This window comes from Streptomyces sp. NPDC058257 (genome assembly GCF_042881845.1).
Lineage (GTDB): Bacteria > Actinomycetota > Actinomycetes > Streptomycetales > Streptomycetaceae > Streptomyces.
Genome location: NZ_JBHVXJ010000008.1, coordinates 49,175 through 69,073 on the forward strand (window position 1 = coordinate 49,175; position 19,899 = coordinate 69,073).

Consider the following 19,899-nt stretch of genomic DNA (forward strand, 5'->3'; position numbering starts at 1 on the left):
AACTGAGGCAACCACACTGACTATCTGAGAGGGCAGAAAGCGACACAGCCGAACAGTCGCCCAGCTTGATCGATCGCTCGCTCGCTCGCCCGCTCGCCCGTCCGTCCGCTCCTCAGGAGCGACACCCCCACACGAAGAGGACAGAACCAGCATGCGCACTCGGAAGATCTCGGTACTGACCATGACCGCAGTGGCCCTCAGCCTGGCGCTGACGGCATGCAACAACGACGGCACGGACAGCGGGTCCTCTTCCTCGAGCAGCTCGTCGTCGTCGGCCACGAGCACCCCGAAGTCGGACAGCTCGAAGTCCGACGCGGCAGACGGCAAGTCGTCGGGCGCGCCCGCCAAGTCCGACGCGAAGTGCACGGACCAGATCGACTACGCGGGCGACTCGCGCTCCAACGCGGAGATCAACTCCATCGGTGCGGACACGGGCACGTGCCCGCCGGTCCAGAAGTCGTCGTCCGACACGAAGTGCACGGACCAGATCGACTACGCGGGCGACTCGCGCTCCAACGCCGAGATCAACTCGATCGGTGCCGACACGGGCACGTGCCCGCCGGTCCAGAAGTCGGAAAAGGCGTCGGGTACGCCGAAGGACGCCGACACGAAGTGCACGGACCAGATCGACTACGCGGGCGACTCGCGCTCCAACGCCGAGATCAACTCGATCGGCGAGGACACGGGCACGTGCCCGCCGGTCAAGCAGTAGTTACTGGCTGACCGCCCCTGAAAGCAGGAGCGCCGGACCCTCCCCATGGATGACCTGGGGGCGGTCCGGCGTTTCCGTGCCCGCGGCGTGGTGCGGTGGGTTGGTGCATCCGGATGAATCTCCTCTGAGGCGCGGTGCGGAATTTTCGGAGATCGGCAGTCTGCGGATGTCGAGAACGTGCCACCGGCTCCGTCCCAGGGACATCAGCGGCCATCCCGGGCCGTACGAGGAAGAGGGAGAAACCAGCATGGCGATTCAGCGGATGGACAACGTGGGCATCGTCGTCGAGGACATGGATGCCGCCATCGCGTTCTTCGTGGAACTCGGTATGGAGCTGGAGGGCAGGGCAGAGGTCAAGGGCCCCGTCGCCGACCAGTGCACCGGACTGGAGGGCGTCCACTGTGACATCGCGATGGTCCGGACCCCGGACGGTCACAGCCGGCTAGAGCTGGCGAGGTACCGCAGCCCCGCGGCGGTCGGCACCGAGCCGCGCGATCAGCCGCACAACATTCTGGGCACGCACCGCGTCATGTTCGCCGTCGACGACATCGAGGACACCGTTGCCCGCCTGCGCCCGCACGGCGCCGAACTCGTCGGCGGGATGGCCCGGTTCGAGGACAGCTATCTGCTCTGCTACCTCCGCGGCCCGGAGGGCATCATCGTCGGTCTGGCCGAGCAGCTCGGCTGAGAAGGACTTCGCGATTCTGACGCCCCGCAGAAACCGGTGAAAGCCGGCCAGCGCCCGGCCACCCCCACGCTGACCTGGGGGCGGCCGGGCACTTACGCGTCCGCTACCCACCGCTCGCTACGTTGCCCCGACCAGCAAAAAGGCCCTCCCGTAGAGGAGAGCCGAACAAGGATGGCTGAAGCGCCCCCGGCAGGACTCGAACCTGCGGCCAAGCGCTTAGAAGGCGCCTGCTCTATCCACTGAGCTACGGGGGCCGGATGGTGGCCGGTGGCCTGGAGCCCGGGTGGGGACGAGCCGTGACCTTGCCGGGGACAAGGATAGGGCTCCCGGGTCCTTGTCCCTGGTGCTTCGCCTCCGAGGCGCTATGTGGAGGTTCAGTGAAGCGGTCCTGATAATCGCAGGCAGGTGCGAATCTCGCATCGCTTTTGGCGTCTCACGCCCCGGGTGTTGTGCACTCGTTATGCCTGCGCCCCAGTCGCCCCTTCCGTCCCATGTGTCCGATCGGCGCGCAGGTAGTGCCCATATGCTTCATAATGCCGCCAAAATTGGGCATTCTTCGCATGTGGTGACCTTGGACGTACGGCCTAAACTGCTCGACGCACTCTCCGCCCTGCGCGAGCGTGTCGCCGCCGCACGCTTTCCGCTCCCCTTGGTGGGGGCGCCACGCGCGCGTGCCAACCGCGACGAGCTCCTAGCCCAGCTCGACGACTATTTGGTGCCCCGCCTGCGGGCCCCCGAAGCACCGCTGCTCGCCGTGATCGGGGGATCCACCGGGGCGGGCAAGTCGACCCTGGTGAACTCCCTGGTCGGGCGGCAGGTCAGTGAGGCGGGGGTGCTGCGCCCGACGACTCGGACGCCGGTCCTTGTGTGCCATCCGGAGGATCATCACTGGTTCGCCGACATGCGCGTACTGCCCGACCTCACGCGCGTATGGGTGCCGCGTCCTGAACCCTCGCGCGCCGACGACGGGGACGACGGGAACGAGGACCTGCTGCCGATCGGGCCCGACGGTGAGCGCGCGCTGCGCATCGAGACCGCGGAGACCCTGCCGCGCGGGCTCGCGCTCCTGGACGCCCCCGACGTCGACTCGCTCCTCTCCGGCAACCGGATCCTCGCCGCCGAGCTGATCTCCGCGGCCGACGTCTGGGTCATGGTGACCACCGCGTCCCGGTACGCGGATGCGGTGCCCTGGCATCTGCTGCGTACCGCCAAGGAGCACGACGCCACCCTCGTCACCGTTCTCGACCGGGTGCCGCACCAGTTGGTGGCCGAGGTGTCCCGGCAGTACGGAGCGCTGCTCGACAAGGCGGGCCTCGGCGATGTGCCGCGCTTCACCGTGCCCGAGCTGCCCGAGTCCGCGGGCGGCGGCGGGCTGCTTCCGTCCACCGCCGTCGCGCCGCTGCGGTCCTGGCTCACCCACCGGTCCCAGGAGCCCACGGCCCGTGCGCAGGCCATCGCGCGGACGGCGTACGGCGTCATCCAGTCCCTGAACGTGCGGGTCCCGGAGCTCGCGGGCGCCGTCGCCATGCAGTACGCGGCCGCGTTGCGGCTCACCTCCACCGTCGATGAGGCGTACGGGCACGAGTACGCGCGCGTGCGGGAGCGTCTGCAGACGGGGGCCGTCCTCGCGGGCGACGCGCTCAAGCGCTGGCGCAGCTACCCCCTGGACTGCGGCGCCGGTGAGCTCCTCGACGCCGTCGCCGAGAGCCTGGAGGCGCTGCTGCTGTGCGCGGTGACCGCCGCCGACGAGCGGATCGACGAGGCGTGGCGGCGTGAACCGGCCGCCGACGCCCCCGGGCTCGGCGACCGCGACCGGGAGGCGGAGAGCGCCGAGCACCGCATCGGAATGGCGGTACGGCGCTGGCGGCGCGTCCTGGAGGAGTACGCCGAGGAAGAGATCCGCGGACTCGACAGGATCGAGAAGAACTTCCTCCCCGACCCCGAGATGGTGGCCGCCCTGCTCGCCACGGCCCTCCTCGGCGGGGATCGCGGGCGCTCGGCGGGCGAGACGCTCGCCGAGCGGATCGGCGCCCAAGGCGCGCTCCGGCTGCGGGACCGGGGCGGATGCCTGCTCACCACCTACCTGGACAACGTCCTGGACACGGAGCGAGAGCGACGCCTCGCCCCTCTCGACGCCCTCGACGTGAACCCCGAACCCCAGGCGGACCTGATCGCCGCGCTGTCCGTACTGCAGAAGGAGAGGTGACCGCGGTGACTGCCATCACTGATCACACCGAACACGAACGTGAGCGCGAGGGCGGGCGCGAGGGCGGGCGCGAGAAGCACGAGAGCGGGCGCCGGCACGATGAGCGTTCCGAGGAGCCGAGAGGCCCTGAAGGGGCTGCCGGAGACGCCCGTGACACCCGTGACACCCGTGACGCCCGTGACGGCTCCGAAGGCGTCTGGGACGACGGGCTGATCGCGCGGCGTGGCGGCGGTGGCGTGCGGGCTGGTGGCGTGCGCGGTGGAGACGCTCACGGGGCGGGAGGCGGCGCTGACGCGTACGCCCCGACGGAGACCGCTTCCGGGGCCCCCTCCAGTACGCCGTCCGGTGCTCCCTCCGGCACCCCGCCCGGCATTTCGACCGCGTACGAAGGGCCCCTGCGCGCCCGGCTCGACGCCCTGCGTGAACTCGTCGGGCTCTCCCGAACCCGGCTCGACAGCGCCACGCTCGCCGAGGCGGGCCGGGTCCTCGACGAGGCCGCGGCCCGGCGCAGGCTCTCCGGGCGGCACACCGTCGTCGCCATCGCCGGAGCCACGGGGAGCGGCAAGTCGACGCTGTTCAACGCCCTGGCCGGGGTGACGATCTCGGAGACCGGCGTCCGCCGGCCGACCACGGCGGCCCCCATCGGCTGCAGCTGGACCGACGGCGCCGCGGGGCTTCTGGACCGGCTCGGCATCCCGGGGCGGCTGCGCAGGCGCCCGCTCCAGGGCCCGGACACGAGCACGCTGGAGGGGCTCGTCCTGATCGACCTGCCCGACCACGACTCGGCGGTCGGCGAGCACCGCGCGCACGTGGACCGGATCCTCACGCTCGTCGACGCGGTCATCTGGGTCGTCGACCCCGAGAAGTACGCCGACGCGATGCTGCACGAGCGCTATCTGCGGCCCATGGCAGGGCACGCCGAGGTCACGTTCGTCGTGCTCAACCAGGTGGACCGGCTCCCGGGCGACGCCGCCGACCAGGTGCTCGACGACCTGCGGCGGCTGCTCGACGAGGACGGCATCGCCCTTGGCGAGCACGGCGAGCCCGGTGCCACCGTGCTCGCACTCTCGGCGCTGACCGGCGAGGGAGTCGGTGAACTTCGGGAGTCACTCGGTCAATTCACCAAGGAGCGGGGCGCTGCCGCCCGACGGGTCTCGGCCGACCTGGACGCCGCCGCCGACAAGCTGTGGCCCGTGTACGCGGCCGGGGCGGGCGGAGGCCGGGGCGGGGCGCGGATCGGGCTCAGCGAGGAGGCGCGCGAGGAGTTCGCCGACCGGCTCGCGGACGCGGTGGGCGCGGCGGCGGCGGGGCAGGCGGCTGAGCGCGCCTGGCGACGCCACGCGGGCAAGGCGTGCGGGACGCCCTGGCTACGGCTGTGGCGTTGGTACGAGGCCCAGCGCTCGCCGCAGAGTCTCGGGTGGCCCGTGCCGCAGGTACCGGCCGACGAGGAGGCCACGGCTCGCCAGCGCGTCGAGCACGCGGTGCGCACGGTGGCCGACGAGGCTGCTTCCGGGCTGCCCCAGCCCTGGGGGCAGGCCGTCCGGGAGGCGGCGGTGCGCGGCTCGGAGGGGCTGCCGGAGGCACTCGACCAGCTGACGGTGACGGCCGGGGTGCCGGAGGGGAAGCCGCCGCGGCCCGGGTGGTGGCCGGTCGCGGTGCTCGCCCAGGCGGCGATGACGCTGCTCCAAGTCGTGGGCGGGCTGTGGTTGGTGGCACAGATCATCGGGGTCGCCGTACCGAACCTGGGCGTGCCGGTGCTGCTGATGCTGGCCGGCATCGTGGGCGGCCCCTGCGTGGAGTGGGGGAGCCGGATGGCGGCACGGGGGCCGGCGAGACGCTACGGCCTGGACGCGGAACGGCGGTTGCGGGAGGCGGCTGCCGGGTGCGGGCGGGCGAGGGTCCTGGATCCGGTGGCGGCGGAGCTGCTGCGTTACCGGGAGGTTCGGGAGCAGTACGTGCGGGTGACGGGGGCGTCGGTGGGCTGACACGGGGTCTCGACTCTGCCTCAGGTCTGCCCCAGGTCGGGGGCCCGGGTCGGGCCCAGGTCGGGCCCAGGCCGGGACCCGGTCGGGACCCGGTCGGGACCTGTTCGGGACCTGTTCGGGTGAGGGAGTTTTCCACAACCGCCCGGTAGACCACAGGGCTCAGCGGGATCTCCTCGACCGGTCCACTCTGAGATCGAAGCCGCGGAACCGAAGCGGCCGGACCGACCGCCGCCGCCGGGGCGGCGGCGGAAGCGGAGTGGACGAGGGAGGGGTTTGGCATGAACGAGACCTTGGTGACGGTGGTGGGGAACGTCGCGACGACGCCGGTGTTCCGGGAGTTGGCATCCGGGCCGGTGGCGCGGTTCCGGCTCGCGGTGACCGCGCGGTACTACGACGCCGTGCAGAACGTCTGGACGGACGGGCACACCAATTTCTTCACGGTGTGGGCGAAGCGATCGCTCGGATCGAATGTGCAGGGCTCTTTGACCATCGGTGAACCGGTGATCGTGCAGGGGAGGTTGAAGGTGCGCGACGAGGAGCGCAGTGGCCAGCACTGGACGTCGGCGGACATCGACGCGATCACCGTGGGCCACGATCTCTCGCGCGGTACGGCGGCGTTCCGGCGCGTGTTCAAGGCGAACGGATCACTGACGGAACCGGCGACGGCGCGCGGGCGGCAGTCCGAGTCGATGCCCGAGTCGATGCCCGAGCCGATGCCCGATCCGGTGCCCGAGCCAGTGGGGTGACGGACCGGCAGGGGGTGGCGACCGATGTGCGGCTTATCGGCGAATGGGTGCCGTTGATTTGTCGATAAGCCCAGTTCGGAAAGATTGTTGGCGATAACGATTCCGAGTCGGATCGGTTATCGAACGGCAGTACTGGGGACCGTGGTCTGCCGTTTCCCTAGGATGCCGGACGTAGCTAGCGGGGCAGTTGGTAGTGGATGCCACGCAGGTGGCAGGTGATTCTGCCCCTTTTCGATCTGCTGGCGGGATCTCCCCCCTCGAAGTGAACGGGTCCCGTCCGGAGGGGAATTCTGTGTCTTTTGCGCGTTCTGTGTTCTCTGCGTTCTCCGCTCTCTCCGGGGGGCGTGCGTGCTCTGCGCCGTCCCGGCGGAGACGGGGCGCCGCGCGCCTCGCCGCGGTGACGCTGGCAACCGGGGCCGTCGCTGCGGGCGCGATAGCCACCGCGGTTCCCGCCGCGGCGGAAGAGGTTCCTCAGCACCGGGGCGGAGCCGTCGCGACGCTGGGCGGACTCCAGACGTACGACCAGGCGGTCATCCGTGACAACGGGTCGAGCCAGCAGGTGCCCGCCGGACTTTTCGAGATGTCCGTGGACGGCGGCGGCACGCTGCAGACGTACTGCATCGACATTCTCAACCCCACGCAGAAGGACGCGAAGTACCAGGAGACCCCCTGGAGCGGCACTTCGCTGAACGGCAACAAGAACGCGGGCAGGATCGGCTGGATCCTGCAGAACTCCTACCCGCAGGTGAACGACCTCGCCGCGCTGGCCCACAAGGCGGGCGCGCGAGCGCTCACCGAGCAGACGGCGGCAGCCGGCACGCAGGTGGCGATCTGGCGGTACTCGGACGGCGCCGACGTGGAGGCGGCCGACCCGCAGGCCGAGAAGCTCGCGGACTACCTCTACAAGAGCGCCCGCGGTGCGGCGGAGCCCAAGGCCTCGCTGACGCTCGACCCGCCCGCGGTCTCCGGGCGCGCGGGGGAGCGGCTCGGCCCGGTCACCGTGCGGACGGACGCGGACACCGTGTCCGTGACCCCGCCCGCGGACTCGGCGGCGAGCGGAGTGAAGGTCGTCGGCAAGGACGGCAAGCCCGTCACCACCGCGGCAAACGGCAGCCAGCTGTTCTTCGACATCCCCAAGGACGCCTCGGACGGCTCGGCGACACTCGCCGTACAGGCGTCGACCACGGTGCCGGTCGGCCGGGCCTTCGCCTCCGAGACCCGGAGCCAGACGCAGATCCTCGCGGGCTCCAGCGAGTCAACGGTCTCCGCGACGGCGAGCGCCACGTGGGCGAAGGACGGTGCGATACCGGCGCTCTCCGCCGAGAAGAACTGCGCCAAGAGCGGCGTGGACATCACGGCGAGCAACAAGGGCGACGAGCCGTTCACCTTCCGCCTCATGGGCCTCAAGCACACGATCGAGGCCGACGAGTCGCGGACGGTGACGATCCCGCTGCAGGAGGACCAGCCCTACGACTTCACGATCAACGGGCCGAACGGCTTCGAGAAGCGGTTCACGGGCGTGCTCGACTGCAAGACCGAGGGCAACACGATCGGCAACAAGACGGAGCCCGTCGCCGCCCCCAGCCCCGCGTCAGCGGGCGGCACCGGCACCAGTGGCGGCGACCTCGCGGAAACGGGCGGCTCCAGCGCGACGCCGATGATCGCCGGAATAGCGGTCCTCATGGTCGTGCTCGGCGCGGCGGCGATGTTCTTCCTGCGCAAGAAGAAGGACCCGGCGACCACGGCGGAGACCCCGACCGAGGACTGAGCCGGAAGGCGAGCCGGAAGGCGAGCCGGAAGCGAACCTGACCGCGCCCGCACGGTAGTTGTGCCCCTGCCGTGCGGGAGGTCCGGCGGTTTCGCCGCATCTCGGGTGCCGATGAGCTACCGGCCCGCGCTGTGCCGTCTCCGCAGTTGATCACGGAGGGGGCAGCGCTGTTCAGACGATGCCCGATGGCCGATGCCCGATGGCCGTGGGTGTGAATCTGCTGCTGGGAACTCATCCTGATGAGCCTGTGGCCGCACTGACTGCTGAGCGTGGATGGACGCCCATCGCACCGGAGCGGCCGACGTCGACAGGCAGTGACAGGCCGGTTACCGGGGAGTGCTGGGAACGTCCAGGTCATGGCCCCCCGCCCATACTGGTTTCCCCCGGTAGCTAGCCGTCAGGCAAGATGGGGTGTATCTGCCCACTCACTGATTGCCGGACGGTTTCTCTTGGCTGAGTACATCTACACCATGCGCAAGACGCGCAAGGCGCACGGCGACAAGGTGATTCTTGATGACGTCACCCTGAGCTTCCTGCCTGGCGCCAAGATCGGTGTCGTGGGCCCCAACGGCGCCGGTAAGTCCACGGTGCTGAAGATCATGGCCGGGCTTGAGCAGCCGTCCAACGGTGACGCGTTCCTCGCGCCCGGGTACAGCGTCGGCATCCTCATGCAGGAGCCGCAGCTCGACGAGACGAAGACCGTCCTCGAGAACGTCCAGGACGGCGCCGCCGAGGTCATGGGCAAGCTCAAGCGCTTCAACGAGGTCGCCGAGCTCATGGCGACCGACTACTCCGACGCGCTCATGGACGAGATGGGCAAGCTCCAGGAGGACCTGGACCACGCCAACGCGTGGGACCTCGACGCCCAGCTCGAGCAGGCCATGGACGCGCTCGGCTGCCCGCCCGGCGACTGGCCCGTCACCACGCTCTCCGGTGGTGAGAAGCGCCGCGTCGCGCTCTGCAAGCTCCTCATCGAGGCGCCCGACCTGCTGCTCCTCGACGAGCCCACCAACCACCTCGACGCCGAGTCGGTGAACTGGCTGGAGCAGCACCTCTCCCAGTACGCCGGCGCCGTCGTAGCGGTCACTCACGACCGGTACTTCCTGGACAACGTCGCTCAGTGGATCCTCGAGCTCGACCGCGGTCGCGCCCACCCCTACGAGGGCAACTACTCCACGTACCTGGAGAAGAAGGCCACCCGCCTCAAGGTCGAGGGCCGCAAGGACGAGAAGCGCGCCAAGCGGCTCAAGGAAGAGCTCGAGTGGGTGCGGTCCAACGCCAAGGGGCGTCAGGCCAAGTCCAAGGCTCGCCTTGCCCGTTACGAGGAAATGGCCGCCGAGGCGGACAAGATGCGGAAGCTGGACTTCGAGGAGATCCAGATTCCGCCGGGCCCGCGGCTCGGGTCCATCGTCGTCGAGGTCGAGAATCTTTCGAAGGCTTTCGGCGACAAGGTACTTGTCGATGACCTGAGCTTCTCGCTGCCGCGCAACGGCATCGTCGGCATCATCGGTCCGAACGGCGCGGGCAAGACCACGCTGTTCAAGATGATCCAGGGCCTGGAGCAGCCGGACTCCGGCAGCATCAAGGTCGGCGACACCGTCAAGGTCTCGTATGTCGACCAGGGGCGCGCCAGCATCGACCCCAAGAAGACCCTCTGGGCCGTTGTGAGCGACGAGCTCGACTACATCAACGTCGGTCAGGTCGAGATGCCCTCGCGGGCGTATGTCTCCGCCTTCGGGTTCAAGGGGCCCGACCAGCAGAAGCCGGCCGGGGTGCTCTCCGGTGGTGAGCGCAACCGCCTCAACCTGGCGCTGACCCTCAAGGAGGGCGGCAACCTGCTCCTCCTCGACGAACCGACGAACGACCTCGACGTCGAGACCCTCTCCTCGCTCGAGAACGCCCTCCTGGAGTTCCCGGGTGCGGCCGTGGTCATCTCCCACGACCGGTGGTTCCTCGACAGGGTCGCCACGCACATCCTCGCCTACGAGGGTGACTCCAGCTGGTACTGGTTCGAGGGCAACTTCGAGTCGTACGAGAAGAACAAGATCGAGCGCCTCGGTGCCGACGCGGCCCGTCCGCACCGCGCCACCTACAAGAAGCTCACCCGAGGCTGAGACTGACATGAGTCGCCATATCTACAGCTGCCCCCTCCGGTGGTCGGACATGGATGCCTTCGGGCACGTCAACAACGTCGTCTTCCTGCGGTACTTGGAAGAGGCGCGGATCGACTTCATGTTCCGCCTCGCGCCGGGGGACGGCAGCCCGTCGTTCTCGGGCGGGTCCGTCGTGGCCCGCCATGAGATCGACTACGTACGGCCGTTGGTCCATCGGCACTCGCCGGTGACCATCGAGTCGTGGGTGACGAAGATAAGCGCTGCCTCGCTCACGATCTCGTACGAGGTCAAGGACCCCGAGCAGGTGTACGTGCGGGCCACGACGGTCGTCGTCCCGTTCAACCTGGAGGCGCAGCGCCCTCGGCGGATCACCGCCGAGGAGAAGGCCATGCTCCTGACGTACATGGACGACGACGGCGATGTCGCCGGAAGCGCGGAGGCGCTCGTCGCATGACGGCGCAGCTGCACTTCGCCGACGCCGGGGAGGCGGGGGATCTCGCCGCCTTCCTGGCCCGGCTCATCCACTACGACAAGGCGGCCGCGGTCCGGTTGCAGGCGGCGGGCGACACGCTCGCCGTGTTCGGCAGGCCGCCGTCGTTCGAGGTGCTCGCCATCCGTACGGCCCGGCTCGCGAAGCCGTACGAGCACGGGCTCGACTCCTCGCTCGACGTCACCGTCTCCGCCGGTGAACTCCTCGAATCCGTGGGGGAGTCGGCCGACTCCGCGCGATCGGCGGGCGCGGCCGCTGTACCGCAAGCCGTCACCGGGCCGCCCTGGGCCGGGATTCTGCCGCCCCGCGGCGGCTGGCAGCCGGAGCGGGGGCTTCCGCCGGTGGACGCGGTGCGGGGGCTCGTGGCGGCTGCCGTCGCCGAATTCAAGTCCCGCGTCGAAGAGTTGCCGCACGAGCGGCGGGTGCGGGCCGAGCTCGACCAAGTGGGGCGGGAGATCTGGTCCCGGACCATCGGGGACACGGGTCTGCCCGTGCGGGCCGCGCATGCCGCGCAGGCCCTGGGATTCCTGCGGGGCGACTCGTTCGACCTGCTGTCCTCCGGGGCGTGGCTGCGGCTGCGTACGGACTATGGGTCCATCGCCGTACGTCGGGCCGGAGTTGGCGGGCTTTCCGTGACACCGGCCTAGCCGGTGCCGTAACGGGTGCCTCAGAGGTCGAGGGTCAGCCGGGGCGACCGGGCCCGGGACACGCACGCGTACATCCTGCCCTCGAGGGCGCCGACGTCGTCCCGATGCTCCGGTGCGCCGTCCAGGACGGTGACTTCGCAGCTGCCGCACACGCCTTCGCGGCAGCCTGACGGGAGTGGGAGTCCGGCGTGGGCGAGGGCGTCCAGGAGTGACTCGTCGGGCGGCACGGCGACGGTCTTCCCCGATCGGGCGCAGACCGCCTCGAAGGCTGTGTCCGGGCCGAACGTCCGGGCCACCGGCTGGAACCGCTCCGCGTGCAGCCGCTCGGCGGGGAACGCCGCCTCGGCCGCCGCCAGCATGGCCGCTGGGCCGCAGCAGTAGACGAGGGTGTCCGTCCCCAGCGTGGCCGCGAGGGCGTCGAGGTCCGGCCTGCTCTGGCCTTTGGCCCTGGTTTCCGTGATACGTACCCGGTCACCGTACGAGCCTCGCAGCTCGTCGGCGAAAGGCATGCTGTCCGCCGACTGCCCCACGTACAGCAGGGTCGCCGGAAGTCCCGCGGACGCCACCGCGCGCAGCATCGGCAGCAAGGGTGTGATCCCGATCCCGCCCGCGAGGAACAGGTAGCTCGGTGCGGGGACGAGCGGGAAGTGGTTGCGGGGCAGGGAGATGTCGAGGGTGCGGCCCGGGCGCAGGAAGCGGTGGACGTACTCCGAGCCGCCCCGGCTGAGCGGGTCGTAGCGAACGGCGACGCGGTAGGCATCGCGGTCGGCGGGGTTCCCGCACAACGAGTACTGCCGCGTCAGCCAGTTGGGCAGGGACAGGTCGATGTGGGCGCCGGGGTCCCAGGGCGCGAGATCTCCGGTGGCGGTGCGCAGGGTGAGGGCTACGACGTCCTCGGCGACCCGGTCGATGTGGTCGACGACAGTCTGTTGCATCGGTGATTCCCTTGTCGGACTGCGAGGTCTGGTCAGTAGAGCTTTCGGTAGCCGTCCTCCAAGGACTGTTCGAGCAGCCTCGGGTCCACGTCGACGCCGAACTGCGCCGCCGCGATCTCACCGAACGACGGCATCTCCTCCGCGAGCGCCTGGCTTGCGGGATCCCACAGCCGGGAGCGGATCAGGGCGCGCCCGCAGTGGAAGTACGCCTCGGCCACCTCGACGACGATCGCCAGCTCTGGCCGCTTGGCCTCGGTGCGCATCCGGACCAGCACATCGGGCTCGTCGGTGACGTAGCCGCTGCCGTTGACGCGCAGGACCTCCCGCATGCCGGGGACGAAGAAGCACAGGCCGACGCCGTCGTTCTCGGCGAGGTTGCGGAAGGAGTCGGCGATCTTGTTGCCGGGGCGGTCGGGGAGGGCGACGGTCTGCTCGTCGAGGACCTTCACGAAGCCGGGGTAGTCGCCGCGGGGCGAGCAGTCGGCGCGTCCGGCCGCGTCCGCCGTGGCCATCGTCAGGAACGGCGAGTGGGCGATGAAGTAGCGGAAGTAGTCGTCGATACGGTCCTGCACCTTCGCTTTGACCATCGCGTCCGGCTGTCCGAGCCGTGCAAGGACCTCCTGCGGGGAGACCCTGCGAGGGCGCGTGGGGGCGATGGGGGCGGTGGGGGCAGTGGGGGCATGCGTCATGGCGCCTTCCTTGGGCTCATCGCCGCAGTTCATGGCACCATTGTGAGCAATTACTCAGGTCGTGCGCTACTCGCTTTCACGGCCCCTCGCAGGAGGTGTCATGACGGCCGACCGCCGTGGACTTCAGCCACGTAAACAGCCCCGTCAGGTCCGGGCCGAGCTGACCCGGCAGCGCGTCCTCGACGCCGCTGCTCGCGTTTTCGCCGAGTACGGGTATGCGGCGGGGACCACCAACCGGATCGCGGAGCGGGCCCGGGTCTCGATCGGCTCGCTGTATCAGTACTACCCGAACAAGGATGCGATCCTGGTCGAGTTGCTGACCCGGCATCTCGACGCCGGGATGGCCGCGGCCCCGCTGGACCAGGACGAACTGCTGCCGGAGTCCATCGAGGGCATCATGCGCTTCTATGTGCACAGCGCGATCGAGAACCACCGCGAGGACCCGCAGCTGCTCCGCGTGATGATGGAACAGGGGCCCCGCGCGCCGGAGTTGCTGGAGCGGGTCGCGGACAGCGAGCGGAGACGGATCGCCTACGCCCGCAGGCTGCTCCGGAACCATCCGGAGGTGCGGGTCGCGGACGTCGACATCGCCGCCCGGCTCGTCGTCTCCACGGTGGAGATGGTGGTGCACAGGGTGATGGCCGGGTCCGGGTCCGGGCCGGGGGGCGAGTCCGGGGTTGAGTCCGGGTCCGGGCCGGGGGGCGAGTCCGGGTCCGGGTCTGGGCCGGAGTCCGAGTCCGGGTCGGGGTCGGGGTCGGGGTCCGGGGTCGGCCAGGTCGACATCGCGCGGTTCGAGGACGAACTCGTCACCATGCTCACCCGCTACCTGAGCCCACCCGCTACCTGAGCTCACCCGCTACCTGAGCTCACCCGCTACCTGAGCCCACCCGCCGCCTGACGGGCGACCTGCCGTCTGACGGGCGACCCGGCCGGAGCACCCGGCCCCCGCACGCGTCAGCCCTCGGTGTTGACCATGGACGCCGCCGCGTACGTCATGTAATTCCACAGCGTCCGCTCGTGTTCCTCGGAGAGCTTCAGCTCCTCGACGGCCGCCCGCATGTGCTTCAGCCAGGCGTCGTGCGCGGCCCTGTCGACGGTGAACGGGGCGTGGCGCATGCGCAGCCGGGGGTGGCCGCGGTTGTCGCTGTACGTGCGGGGGCCGCCCCAGTACTGCATGAGGAACAGCGTGAGGCGCTCCTCGGCGGGGCCCAGATCCTCCTCCGGGTACATCGGTCGCAGCAGCGGGTCCTCCGCGACCCCCTGGTAGAAGTGGTGCACCAGGCGCCTGAAGGTCTCCTCGCCGCCGACCTGTTCGTAGAAGGTCTGCTCCTGAAGCGTGCCGCGCGGGATCTCTATCACACGGTCCATGGTCTCAGACGGGGCGGCCGAGGACGGAAGACTTAGGACCGATCTCCTCCGGATCGGTACGTCCTGCCGCTCGCATCGCAGGCCAAGCCGCAGCACAGTGGCTCTATGGGACCCACAGTCGACCCCCTTCTCGCCGCGGAGGCCGGATCCGCTCTCGTCCGCGAGGTCGAGGCCAGTGGTGCCTGGACGCGGGATCCGGAGCTGCGTGCGGCGTTCGAACAGGTTCCGCGGCACCTGTTCGTGCCGTACTACTACGTCTCCTCGCCGGCCGGCGGCTACGAACGCCTGTGGGGCGAGGACCCTGATCCCGTACGCCGGGCGCGCTGGCTGCGAGGGGCCTACGCGGACGCCCCGCTCGCCACCCGCGTACGCGACGGAGAGCTGCTCTCGTCCAGCAGCCAGCCCTCCCTGATGGCGAAGATGCTGGACGAGCTGGATCTGCGCGACGGGGACTGCGACGTCCTGGAGATCGGTGCGGGCACCGGCTACAACGCGGCCCTGCTCGCCCACCGGCTCGGCGACGAGCACGTCACCACCGTCGACCTGGACCCGGAGATCACCGAGTCCGCGCGGCGCCATCTCACGGCCGCCGGATACCACCCGGCCGTCGTCACCGGCGACGGCACCGCGGGGTGCCCCCAGCGCGCTCCGTACGACCGGATCATCGCGACCTGCACCCTGAACTCCGTGCCGCGTCCCTGGCTGGCCCAGAGCCGCCCCGGTGCTCGCGTCCTGGCCCCGCTGGCCACCGGCCTGATCGCGCTGACGGTGCGGGACGCCGAGCACGCCGAGGGCCGCTTCCTGCACACCCCCGCGTACTTCGTGCCGCTGCGGGGCGGCAGCGGAAGAGCCCCGCACGAGCAGCACCTCGGGGGGCTGCCGCGCGGGGCTCTGCAGAACCAGCTCTTCCGCTTCTTGCTCGAACTGACCGAAGGCAGTCTCGACCCCTACGAAGCACTCGCCCTGTGGGAGCGCGAGGGGCGGCCGGTGCGCGAGCGCTTCGGGGTCACCGTCAGCGGACCGCACGAGTGGGCCTGGCTCGACGACCCCGAAGGGCCGTACGCCTGGCCACTCGCCTGAATCCGCGTCGAGCGATCCTCAGCTGTGCCGGATGGTGATCGTCGTCCAGGCGCCCACGTGCACCCGGTCGCCGTCCTGAAGCGGCACCGGGACGAACGGCTGGATGGGCTCCTCGCCGTTGTTGACCGTGGTGCCGTTCGTCGAGTTCTGGTCGACGACCGCCCAGGTGCCGTCCGGCTGCTGGACCAGGACCGCGTGCTGGTGCGATACGCCCGGGTCCTCCGGCGGCACCGACAGGTCGATGTCCGGGGTGTCTCCGGTGGAGTGCCGGCGGCGGCCGATGGTGATCTGGTTGCCGGCCAGCGGGCGCTGCTGCTCGGGCGAGTACGCGGGCAGGTTCAGGCCCGACGCCTCGGGACCGCTGCGGTGCATCATCGCCATGAAGTACTCACGGTCGGGACCGATCGTCGCCGACCAGGTGACCGTGCCGGTGCCGGGACCGGGAACCGCCTGGAAGCCCGGAGGGCCCTGCGGTGCCTGCGTCTGCTGCGGCGGCTGGCCCGGCTGCGGCTGCCGGACCCACTCGCCCTGCTCGGGAGCCTGCGGAGCGCCACCCGGAGCGCCGGGACCCGGAGCGGCCGAGGACGGCGGCGAGATCACCCAGTCGTCGTCACCGCCACCGAAGGACGGGCCGCCAGGACCGGGCTGACCGGGACCGGGCTGTCCAGGACCGCCAGGACCAGGCTGCTGCGGAGGCGCCGGAACCCCCGTCTCCTGCGGAAACGCGGGCGGCGCGGGCGGGCCCTGCTGCTGGAACCCCTGCGGAGGCTGCCCGTGCTGACCGGGCTGCCCCGACTGCTCACCACCGCTGTACGGCGGCGGCACCTGCCCGGGCGGGTTGCCGTTGCCGTACGGCGAAGGCGCGGGCGGCGGCGGAGGCGCCTGACCGGAAGACGGGTTGCCGGTGCCGAACGGCGGGATCGGCTCGGCGGGCCGGTTCATCTGCGAGGGCCGCGAACCCTGGTACCCGAACGAGTCCTGGCCCGGCTGCGTGCCGGGGGGCTGCTGGGACTGCTGGAACTGCTGTGCCGGGTTCGACACGGGCGGGTGCGGGGCGGCCGGGGTGTACGAGGTCGCCGTGTTCGTCAGGAAGTTCCAGCGGCACTCCTCGCAGAACGGCGCGTTCGCCTCGCGGGGCGTGCGGCACTGCGGGCAGAGCTGCGGCTCGGCGGGCTGGTCCGGCACGGCCGACAGGTGCGGGCGTCCCGCGGCCTGCTGGGGGTAGCCGTATCCGGCGTCCTGACCGGGGCCGGGGCTGGGCGGCGGATAGCCGTACCCAGGGTTCTGGCCGGGTCCGGGCGGCGGCGGATAGCCGTATCCGGGAGCGGCCGGTGGCGGCGGCGGGGGCGGCGGTACGGCACCGGCCATGCGGTGACCGCAGACCTCGCACCAGTCGTCGGAACCCGACTGGTGTCCGTTCGGGCAGGTCGGCATGTCGGCGCTTCCCCCTCTCCTTCTCCGGCCCTGGGGCCGTACGTGCTGCTGTGGACCCACTCACTGTGGACCCACTTGCTGTGGAGCCACTGAATGAGTACCGATGAGTATGGGACGTGCTGGCTACTTCTTCACGCGAACAGTCTTCGTGGACCGTGTCTCAAGAGTCATCTCGTCGGCCTCGGCGACCCTCGCCTTCAATCGAACAGTACCTGCCACGGCATCGACCACGTCGACCACCTTCGAAAGCAGCTTCGCGGTGTCCTCGTTGCCCGAGGCGCTCGCGAGCTGAACGGCACGGCCCAGTTTGGCCGTGGCTCCGTCCATATCTCCCGACTTGCGCGCATCGAGGCCCTGTTGGATCACTTGTGCCAGTTCCGCCTGGCCGGTGTAGTGCGCCACCTGCGGATTGATCGACGTGGAAGCGGACATGTCATCCGTCCACACGGCCCGCACCAGGCCCTGCGAGAGCGTCTGGGCGCTGCCGTCCGGCTGCGGCACGATCAGTGAGACGCGGGCCGCGAGCATCTCCTGGCCGAGTTCGGCGTTCGGCACCTCGACACAGATGTGGTAATCGCGGGACTCGTCACCCCAGGACCCGGTGGGATAGTCGCCGGCGCGTGGTCCGGCCTCCGTGCGACGCCCCGTCAACTCCTCGACCGTGGGCGCCACTTGCTTGACGAACTTGATCTCCGCGCCCATCGGCGTCCACACCCGCAGGCTGACGTCGGCGACCTCCTTGCCCATCGCCGTCTCCATCATCCGCGTGAAGTCGGCGGACAGGGCCGCGGGGTCGGCGACGATGTCGGCGGTGCCCAGAAGCGCGGAGGCGATGCCGGTGACCTCCTTGACCTCCCAGTCGGTGCCGACACCGCGGGCGTCGCAGGTGAAGCGGCCCGCGCAGGCGTCTAGGGAGGCATGGAGGTCCTCGGGTGACTCGTGTTCGTTGCGGCCGTCCGTCAGGACGATTCCGTGCCGGATCGAGACATCGGCCGAGGAGAGCAGCCGGTCGGCCAGGCGCAGCCAGGTGCCGATCGCCGTGCCGCCGCCCGCGCTGAGCTTGCGCAGGGCCTGCTTGGCCTGTCCCCGGGTCTGCGCGTCCGCGACCGCGAGACGGCCGTTGCCCGGGTAGATTTCTTTGGCGACATGGGTGCCGCCGATCACCGCGAAGTGGACTCCGTCACGTACGGCGTCGATCGCGGCGGATGTGGCGTCACGGGCGCCGCGCATCTTCGTCGGCGGGTAGTCCATCGATCCCGAGCAGTCGACCATGATCGCCACGGCCGCGTCCGGGGTCTGCCCCGCCGAGTAGAGGTGCGGAGCGCTCACCGCGGCTCCCACCGTGCCGCCGCCGGTGGAGGTGACCGTGGCGATGGCGTTGACCTCGCGGGCGCCCTCCGCCATGTACTCGTTCTGGTACACGTCGACCGAGAACTGCGGCACGTTCGACTTCGAGAAATTGGCCATGGAATTCTGCTCCCCCTAAATGTTCCCACCGGCTTCCCCAAGCCGGTGGGTGACAAGTACGCGCGGTCGGCACCCGTTTCGAACGTGTGGTCGGCACCCGTCGCGGGGACCTTCGCTAGGCGGATCCTGCCCCTTGCGGCACCACACGGAACGGCAGAATCGCCACTGTTACGTTGTCGTGGCCCCCGCCGTCCAGTGCGTGGCCGACCAGAACCTGGGCGCTGTGCAGCGGGCGCGCGGCGGAATCGACCGGCACGGCCCGCGCCATCTCCTCCACCGCTTCCGCGTAGTTCCAGAGCCCGTCCGTGCATACCACCACTACACCCGCACGGTCCGGCTTGAAGGAAGCGGTGTGCGGCTCAAGTTCGTACGCGTCGGCGCCGAGCCAGCCCGTGATGGCGTGGGCGCGCTCGTCGGCGTACGCCTCCGCCTCGCTCATCAGGCCCGCGGCCACCATCTGAGCGGCCCACGAGTCGTCCTCGGTGAGCCGGACGGTGGGGCCGCTGCGGTCGTCGGGGACCCAGTAGGCGCGGCTGTCGCCGACCCAGCCGACGACCAGGAGGCCACCGGCGATGATCGAGCCGACCAGGGTGCACGCGGGGGCGTTCTGGTGAGGGGAGTGCTCCCGGGCCTGAGTGGGCTCCGCGGCGAGGGCGTTGACGGCGTCGGCCGCCGAGAGGATCGCGTCGTGCATGGCCTGCTGCGGGTGCGTACCGCGCGGCAGGGCGTCCAGGAGCGACTCGTTGGCCGCGCGTGACGCGGCGAGCGATGCCTCGTCGGGGCGGGTGGCGGACGAGACACCGTCGCAGACGATCGCGACGACGGCGGGGGAACCGTCCGGCAGCGCGGCCGACGAGAGCGCGAACGCGTCCTCGTTGCGGTGGTGGCGCAGGCCCCGGTCGCTGACCGCGGCGACCGCGTCGAGCTCCTGTTCCATGTGGTCGCGCTCGCGGGGCTGGGCGTGCCCGCAGTTCTCGCAGTAGCCGTCGGGGTCGACACGGCCCGAACGGCACGCCACGCAGAGCTTGGTGCCCGCGGGCGGCGTGGGATCCGAGAGGACCGTCCGGGGATCGGCGGGCTCGGCGGGCCCGGCGGGCGCGGCCTCCGGGGCGGTGCCGGGGGCGGGCAGGGGGTACTCGTCCGGCTCGGCGGGCGGCCCGAGGGGCTGCGCGGCAGACTGTTCGGCGGGCCGCTCGACGGACTGTTCGGCGGGCCGCTCGAAGGGGGCGTCCGTCCGTACGTCCCGTGCGCCCCGCGCCTCCCCCGCGTTCGGCGAGAGCTCGCCGCCCGAGGACTCCGTGACCGGCAGGTCGGTGGGCAGGTGCGCGGGCACCGGCATGTCGGAGCTGTCCACGTCCGGGGCGATGGGCCACTGCGACGACGCGTCGGCCCGCGGCGCGGGCGACGAGCCGTTCATCGCGACGGTGGGGCGGTCGTCCGACCCGACCGGCTGCGCCGACAGGTCGAACCCGCACGCGCCGCAGAACAGGTCACCCGATTCCAGCGGCTCCTGGCAGCCGGGGCACGTGGAACCTGCTGCCCCGGCAGTCTGCTGGTGAATCTGCGACAT

At 70.6% G+C, this 19,899-nt stretch carries 17 protein-coding genes and 1 tRNA gene; 11 read left to right on the forward strand and 7 right to left on the reverse strand.

Going from position 1 to position 19,899, the window contains the following annotated elements:
* Positions 1–151 precede the first annotated feature (151 nt).
* The gene (locus ACFVXC_RS20460) at positions 152–712 is read left to right on the forward strand and encodes a hypothetical protein (RefSeq protein WP_389907012.1); all 561 of its coding nucleotides are present in this window, start codon (positions 152–154) and stop codon (positions 710–712) included.
* A gap of 247 nt (positions 713–959) precedes the next feature.
* A complete protein-coding gene (locus ACFVXC_RS20465) occupies positions 960–1,400 on the forward strand; it encodes a VOC family protein (protein ID WP_389907014.1) in 441 nt (146 codons plus the stop codon).
* A 181-nt stretch (positions 1,401–1,581) separates the two neighbouring features.
* Here the strand turns inward: ACFVXC_RS20465 and ACFVXC_RS20470 are convergent.
* A tRNA-Arg gene (locus tag ACFVXC_RS20470) sits at positions 1,582–1,654 on the reverse strand.
* Positions 1,655–1,962: 308 nt separating this feature from the next.
* Here ACFVXC_RS20470 and ACFVXC_RS20475 point away from each other — a divergent pair.
* The 7 genes from ACFVXC_RS20475 (at position 1,963) to ACFVXC_RS20505 (ending at position 11,356) form a co-directional block, all read left to right on the forward strand.
* Positions 1,963–3,606, forward strand: coding sequence for a dynamin family protein (locus ACFVXC_RS20475; RefSeq protein ID WP_389907016.1), 1,644 nt, complete (start codon positions 1,963–1,965; stop codon positions 3,604–3,606).
* On the forward strand, positions 3,603–5,591 hold the full coding sequence (locus ACFVXC_RS20480) for a GTPase (RefSeq protein WP_389907018.1): 1,989 nt from the start codon (positions 3,603–3,605) through the stop codon (positions 5,589–5,591). Before ACFVXC_RS20475 ends, ACFVXC_RS20480 begins: the two co-directional genes overlap by 4 nt.
* Positions 5,592–5,869: 278 nt before the next feature.
* Complete coding sequence (locus tag ACFVXC_RS20485) at positions 5,870–6,337, forward strand: single-stranded DNA-binding protein (RefSeq protein ID WP_389907020.1); 468 nt, start codon at positions 5,870–5,872, stop codon at positions 6,335–6,337.
* A 310-nt stretch (positions 6,338–6,647) separates the two neighbouring features.
* Positions 6,648–8,105: a Cys-Gln thioester bond-forming surface protein gene (locus tag ACFVXC_RS20490; RefSeq protein WP_389907022.1), complete on the forward strand. Its 1,458-nt coding sequence runs from the start codon at positions 6,648–6,650 to the stop codon at positions 8,103–8,105.
* 449 nt (positions 8,106–8,554) lie between these two features.
* A complete protein-coding gene (ettA, locus tag ACFVXC_RS20495) occupies positions 8,555–10,219 on the forward strand; it encodes an energy-dependent translational throttle protein EttA (RefSeq protein ID WP_389907024.1) in 1,665 nt (554 codons plus the stop codon).
* Positions 10,220–10,226: 7 nt separating this feature from the next.
* Positions 10,227–10,673, forward strand: a complete 447-nt coding sequence (locus tag ACFVXC_RS20500; protein ID WP_389907026.1) for an acyl-CoA thioesterase — start codon at positions 10,227–10,229, stop codon at positions 10,671–10,673.
* Entirely contained in the window at positions 10,670–11,356 is a 687-nt protein-coding gene (locus ACFVXC_RS20505) for a hypothetical protein (protein WP_389907028.1), read from the forward strand. Before ACFVXC_RS20500 ends, ACFVXC_RS20505 begins: the two co-directional genes overlap by 4 nt.
* A gap of 20 nt (positions 11,357–11,376) precedes the next feature.
* Here ACFVXC_RS20505 and ACFVXC_RS20510 read toward each other — a convergent pair whose 3' ends face one another.
* Together ACFVXC_RS20510 and ACFVXC_RS20515 are read right to left on the reverse strand one after the other, a co-directional pair.
* Positions 11,377–12,291 (reverse strand): PDR/VanB family oxidoreductase, encoded by a 915-nt coding sequence (locus ACFVXC_RS20510; protein WP_389907030.1) that lies wholly within the window; start codon positions 12,289–12,291, stop codon positions 11,377–11,379.
* Positions 12,292–12,323: 32 nt separating this feature from the next.
* Complete coding sequence (locus ACFVXC_RS20515; RefSeq protein ID WP_389907457.1) at positions 12,324–12,980, reverse strand: MSMEG_1061 family FMN-dependent PPOX-type flavoprotein; 657 nt, start codon at positions 12,978–12,980, stop codon at positions 12,324–12,326.
* A 100-nt stretch (positions 12,981–13,080) separates the two neighbouring features.
* Between ACFVXC_RS20515 and ACFVXC_RS20520 the strand changes: the two genes are divergently transcribed.
* The gene (locus ACFVXC_RS20520; RefSeq protein WP_389907032.1) at positions 13,081–13,827 is read left to right on the forward strand and encodes a TetR/AcrR family transcriptional regulator; all 747 of its coding nucleotides are present in this window, start codon (positions 13,081–13,083) and stop codon (positions 13,825–13,827) included.
* A 107-nt stretch (positions 13,828–13,934) separates the two neighbouring features.
* Here ACFVXC_RS20520 and ACFVXC_RS20525 read toward each other — a convergent pair whose 3' ends face one another.
* Positions 13,935–14,348: a globin gene (locus ACFVXC_RS20525; protein ID WP_389907034.1), complete on the reverse strand. Its 414-nt coding sequence runs from the start codon at positions 14,346–14,348 to the stop codon at positions 13,935–13,937.
* 105 nt (positions 14,349–14,453) lie between these two features.
* On the opposite strand from ACFVXC_RS20525, the gene ACFVXC_RS20530 reads away from it, so the two are divergent.
* The gene (locus tag ACFVXC_RS20530; protein ID WP_389907036.1) at positions 14,454–15,428 is read left to right on the forward strand and encodes a methyltransferase domain-containing protein; all 975 of its coding nucleotides are present in this window, start codon (positions 14,454–14,456) and stop codon (positions 15,426–15,428) included.
* An 18-nt stretch (positions 15,429–15,446) separates the two neighbouring features.
* Here ACFVXC_RS20530 and ACFVXC_RS20535 read toward each other — a convergent pair whose 3' ends face one another.
* The 3 genes from ACFVXC_RS20535 to ACFVXC_RS20545 form a co-directional block, all read right to left on the reverse strand.
* Entirely contained in the window at positions 15,447–16,862 is a 1,416-nt protein-coding gene (locus tag ACFVXC_RS20535; RefSeq protein WP_389907038.1) for an FHA domain-containing protein, read from the reverse strand.
* Positions 16,863–16,985: 123 nt separating this feature from the next.
* The gene (locus ACFVXC_RS20540) at positions 16,986–18,329 is read right to left on the reverse strand and encodes a VWA domain-containing protein (protein WP_389907040.1); all 1,344 of its coding nucleotides are present in this window, start codon (positions 18,327–18,329) and stop codon (positions 16,986–16,988) included.
* A gap of 115 nt (positions 18,330–18,444) precedes the next feature.
* Positions 18,445–19,899, reverse strand: coding sequence for a PP2C family protein-serine/threonine phosphatase (locus ACFVXC_RS20545; protein WP_389907042.1), 1,455 nt, complete (start codon positions 19,897–19,899; stop codon positions 18,445–18,447).

Coding starts and splice junctions, on each gene's coding strand:
- ACFVXC_RS20460 (WP_389907012.1), top strand. CDS start 152: ATGCGCACTCGGAAGATCTCGGTACTGACCATGACCGCAGTGGCCCTC.
- ACFVXC_RS20465 (WP_389907014.1), top strand. CDS start 960: ATGGCGATTCAGCGGATGGACAACGTGGGCATCGTCGTCGAGGACATG.
- ACFVXC_RS20485 (WP_389907020.1), top strand. CDS start 5,870: ATGAACGAGACCTTGGTGACGGTGGTGGGGAACGTCGCGACGACGCCG.
- ACFVXC_RS20500 (WP_389907026.1), top strand. CDS start 10,227: ATGAGTCGCCATATCTACAGCTGCCCCCTCCGGTGGTCGGACATGGAT.
- ACFVXC_RS20505 (WP_389907028.1), top strand. CDS start 10,670: ATGACGGCGCAGCTGCACTTCGCCGACGCCGGGGAGGCGGGGGATCTC.
- ACFVXC_RS20510 (WP_389907030.1), bottom strand. CDS start 12,291: ATGCAACAGACTGTCGTCGACCACATCGACCGGGTCGCCGAGGACGTC.
- ACFVXC_RS20515 (WP_389907457.1), bottom strand. CDS start 12,980: ATGACGCATGCCCCCACTGCCCCCACCGCCCCCATCGCCCCCACGCGC.
- ACFVXC_RS20520 (WP_389907032.1), top strand. CDS start 13,081: ATGACGGCCGACCGCCGTGGACTTCAGCCACGTAAACAGCCCCGTCAG.
- ACFVXC_RS20525 (WP_389907034.1), bottom strand. CDS start 14,348: ATGGACCGTGTGATAGAGATCCCGCGCGGCACGCTTCAGGAGCAGACC.
- ACFVXC_RS20530 (WP_389907036.1), top strand. CDS start 14,454: ATGGGACCCACAGTCGACCCCCTTCTCGCCGCGGAGGCCGGATCCGCT.
- ACFVXC_RS20535 (WP_389907038.1), bottom strand. CDS start 16,862: ATGCCGACCTGCCCGAACGGACACCAGTCGGGTTCCGACGACTGGTGC.
- ACFVXC_RS20540 (WP_389907040.1), bottom strand. CDS start 18,329: ATGGCCAATTTCTCGAAGTCGAACGTGCCGCAGTTCTCGGTCGACGTG.
- ACFVXC_RS20545 (WP_389907042.1), bottom strand. CDS start 19,899: ATGTCGCAGATTCACCAGCAGACTGCCGGGGCAGCAGGTTCCACGTGC.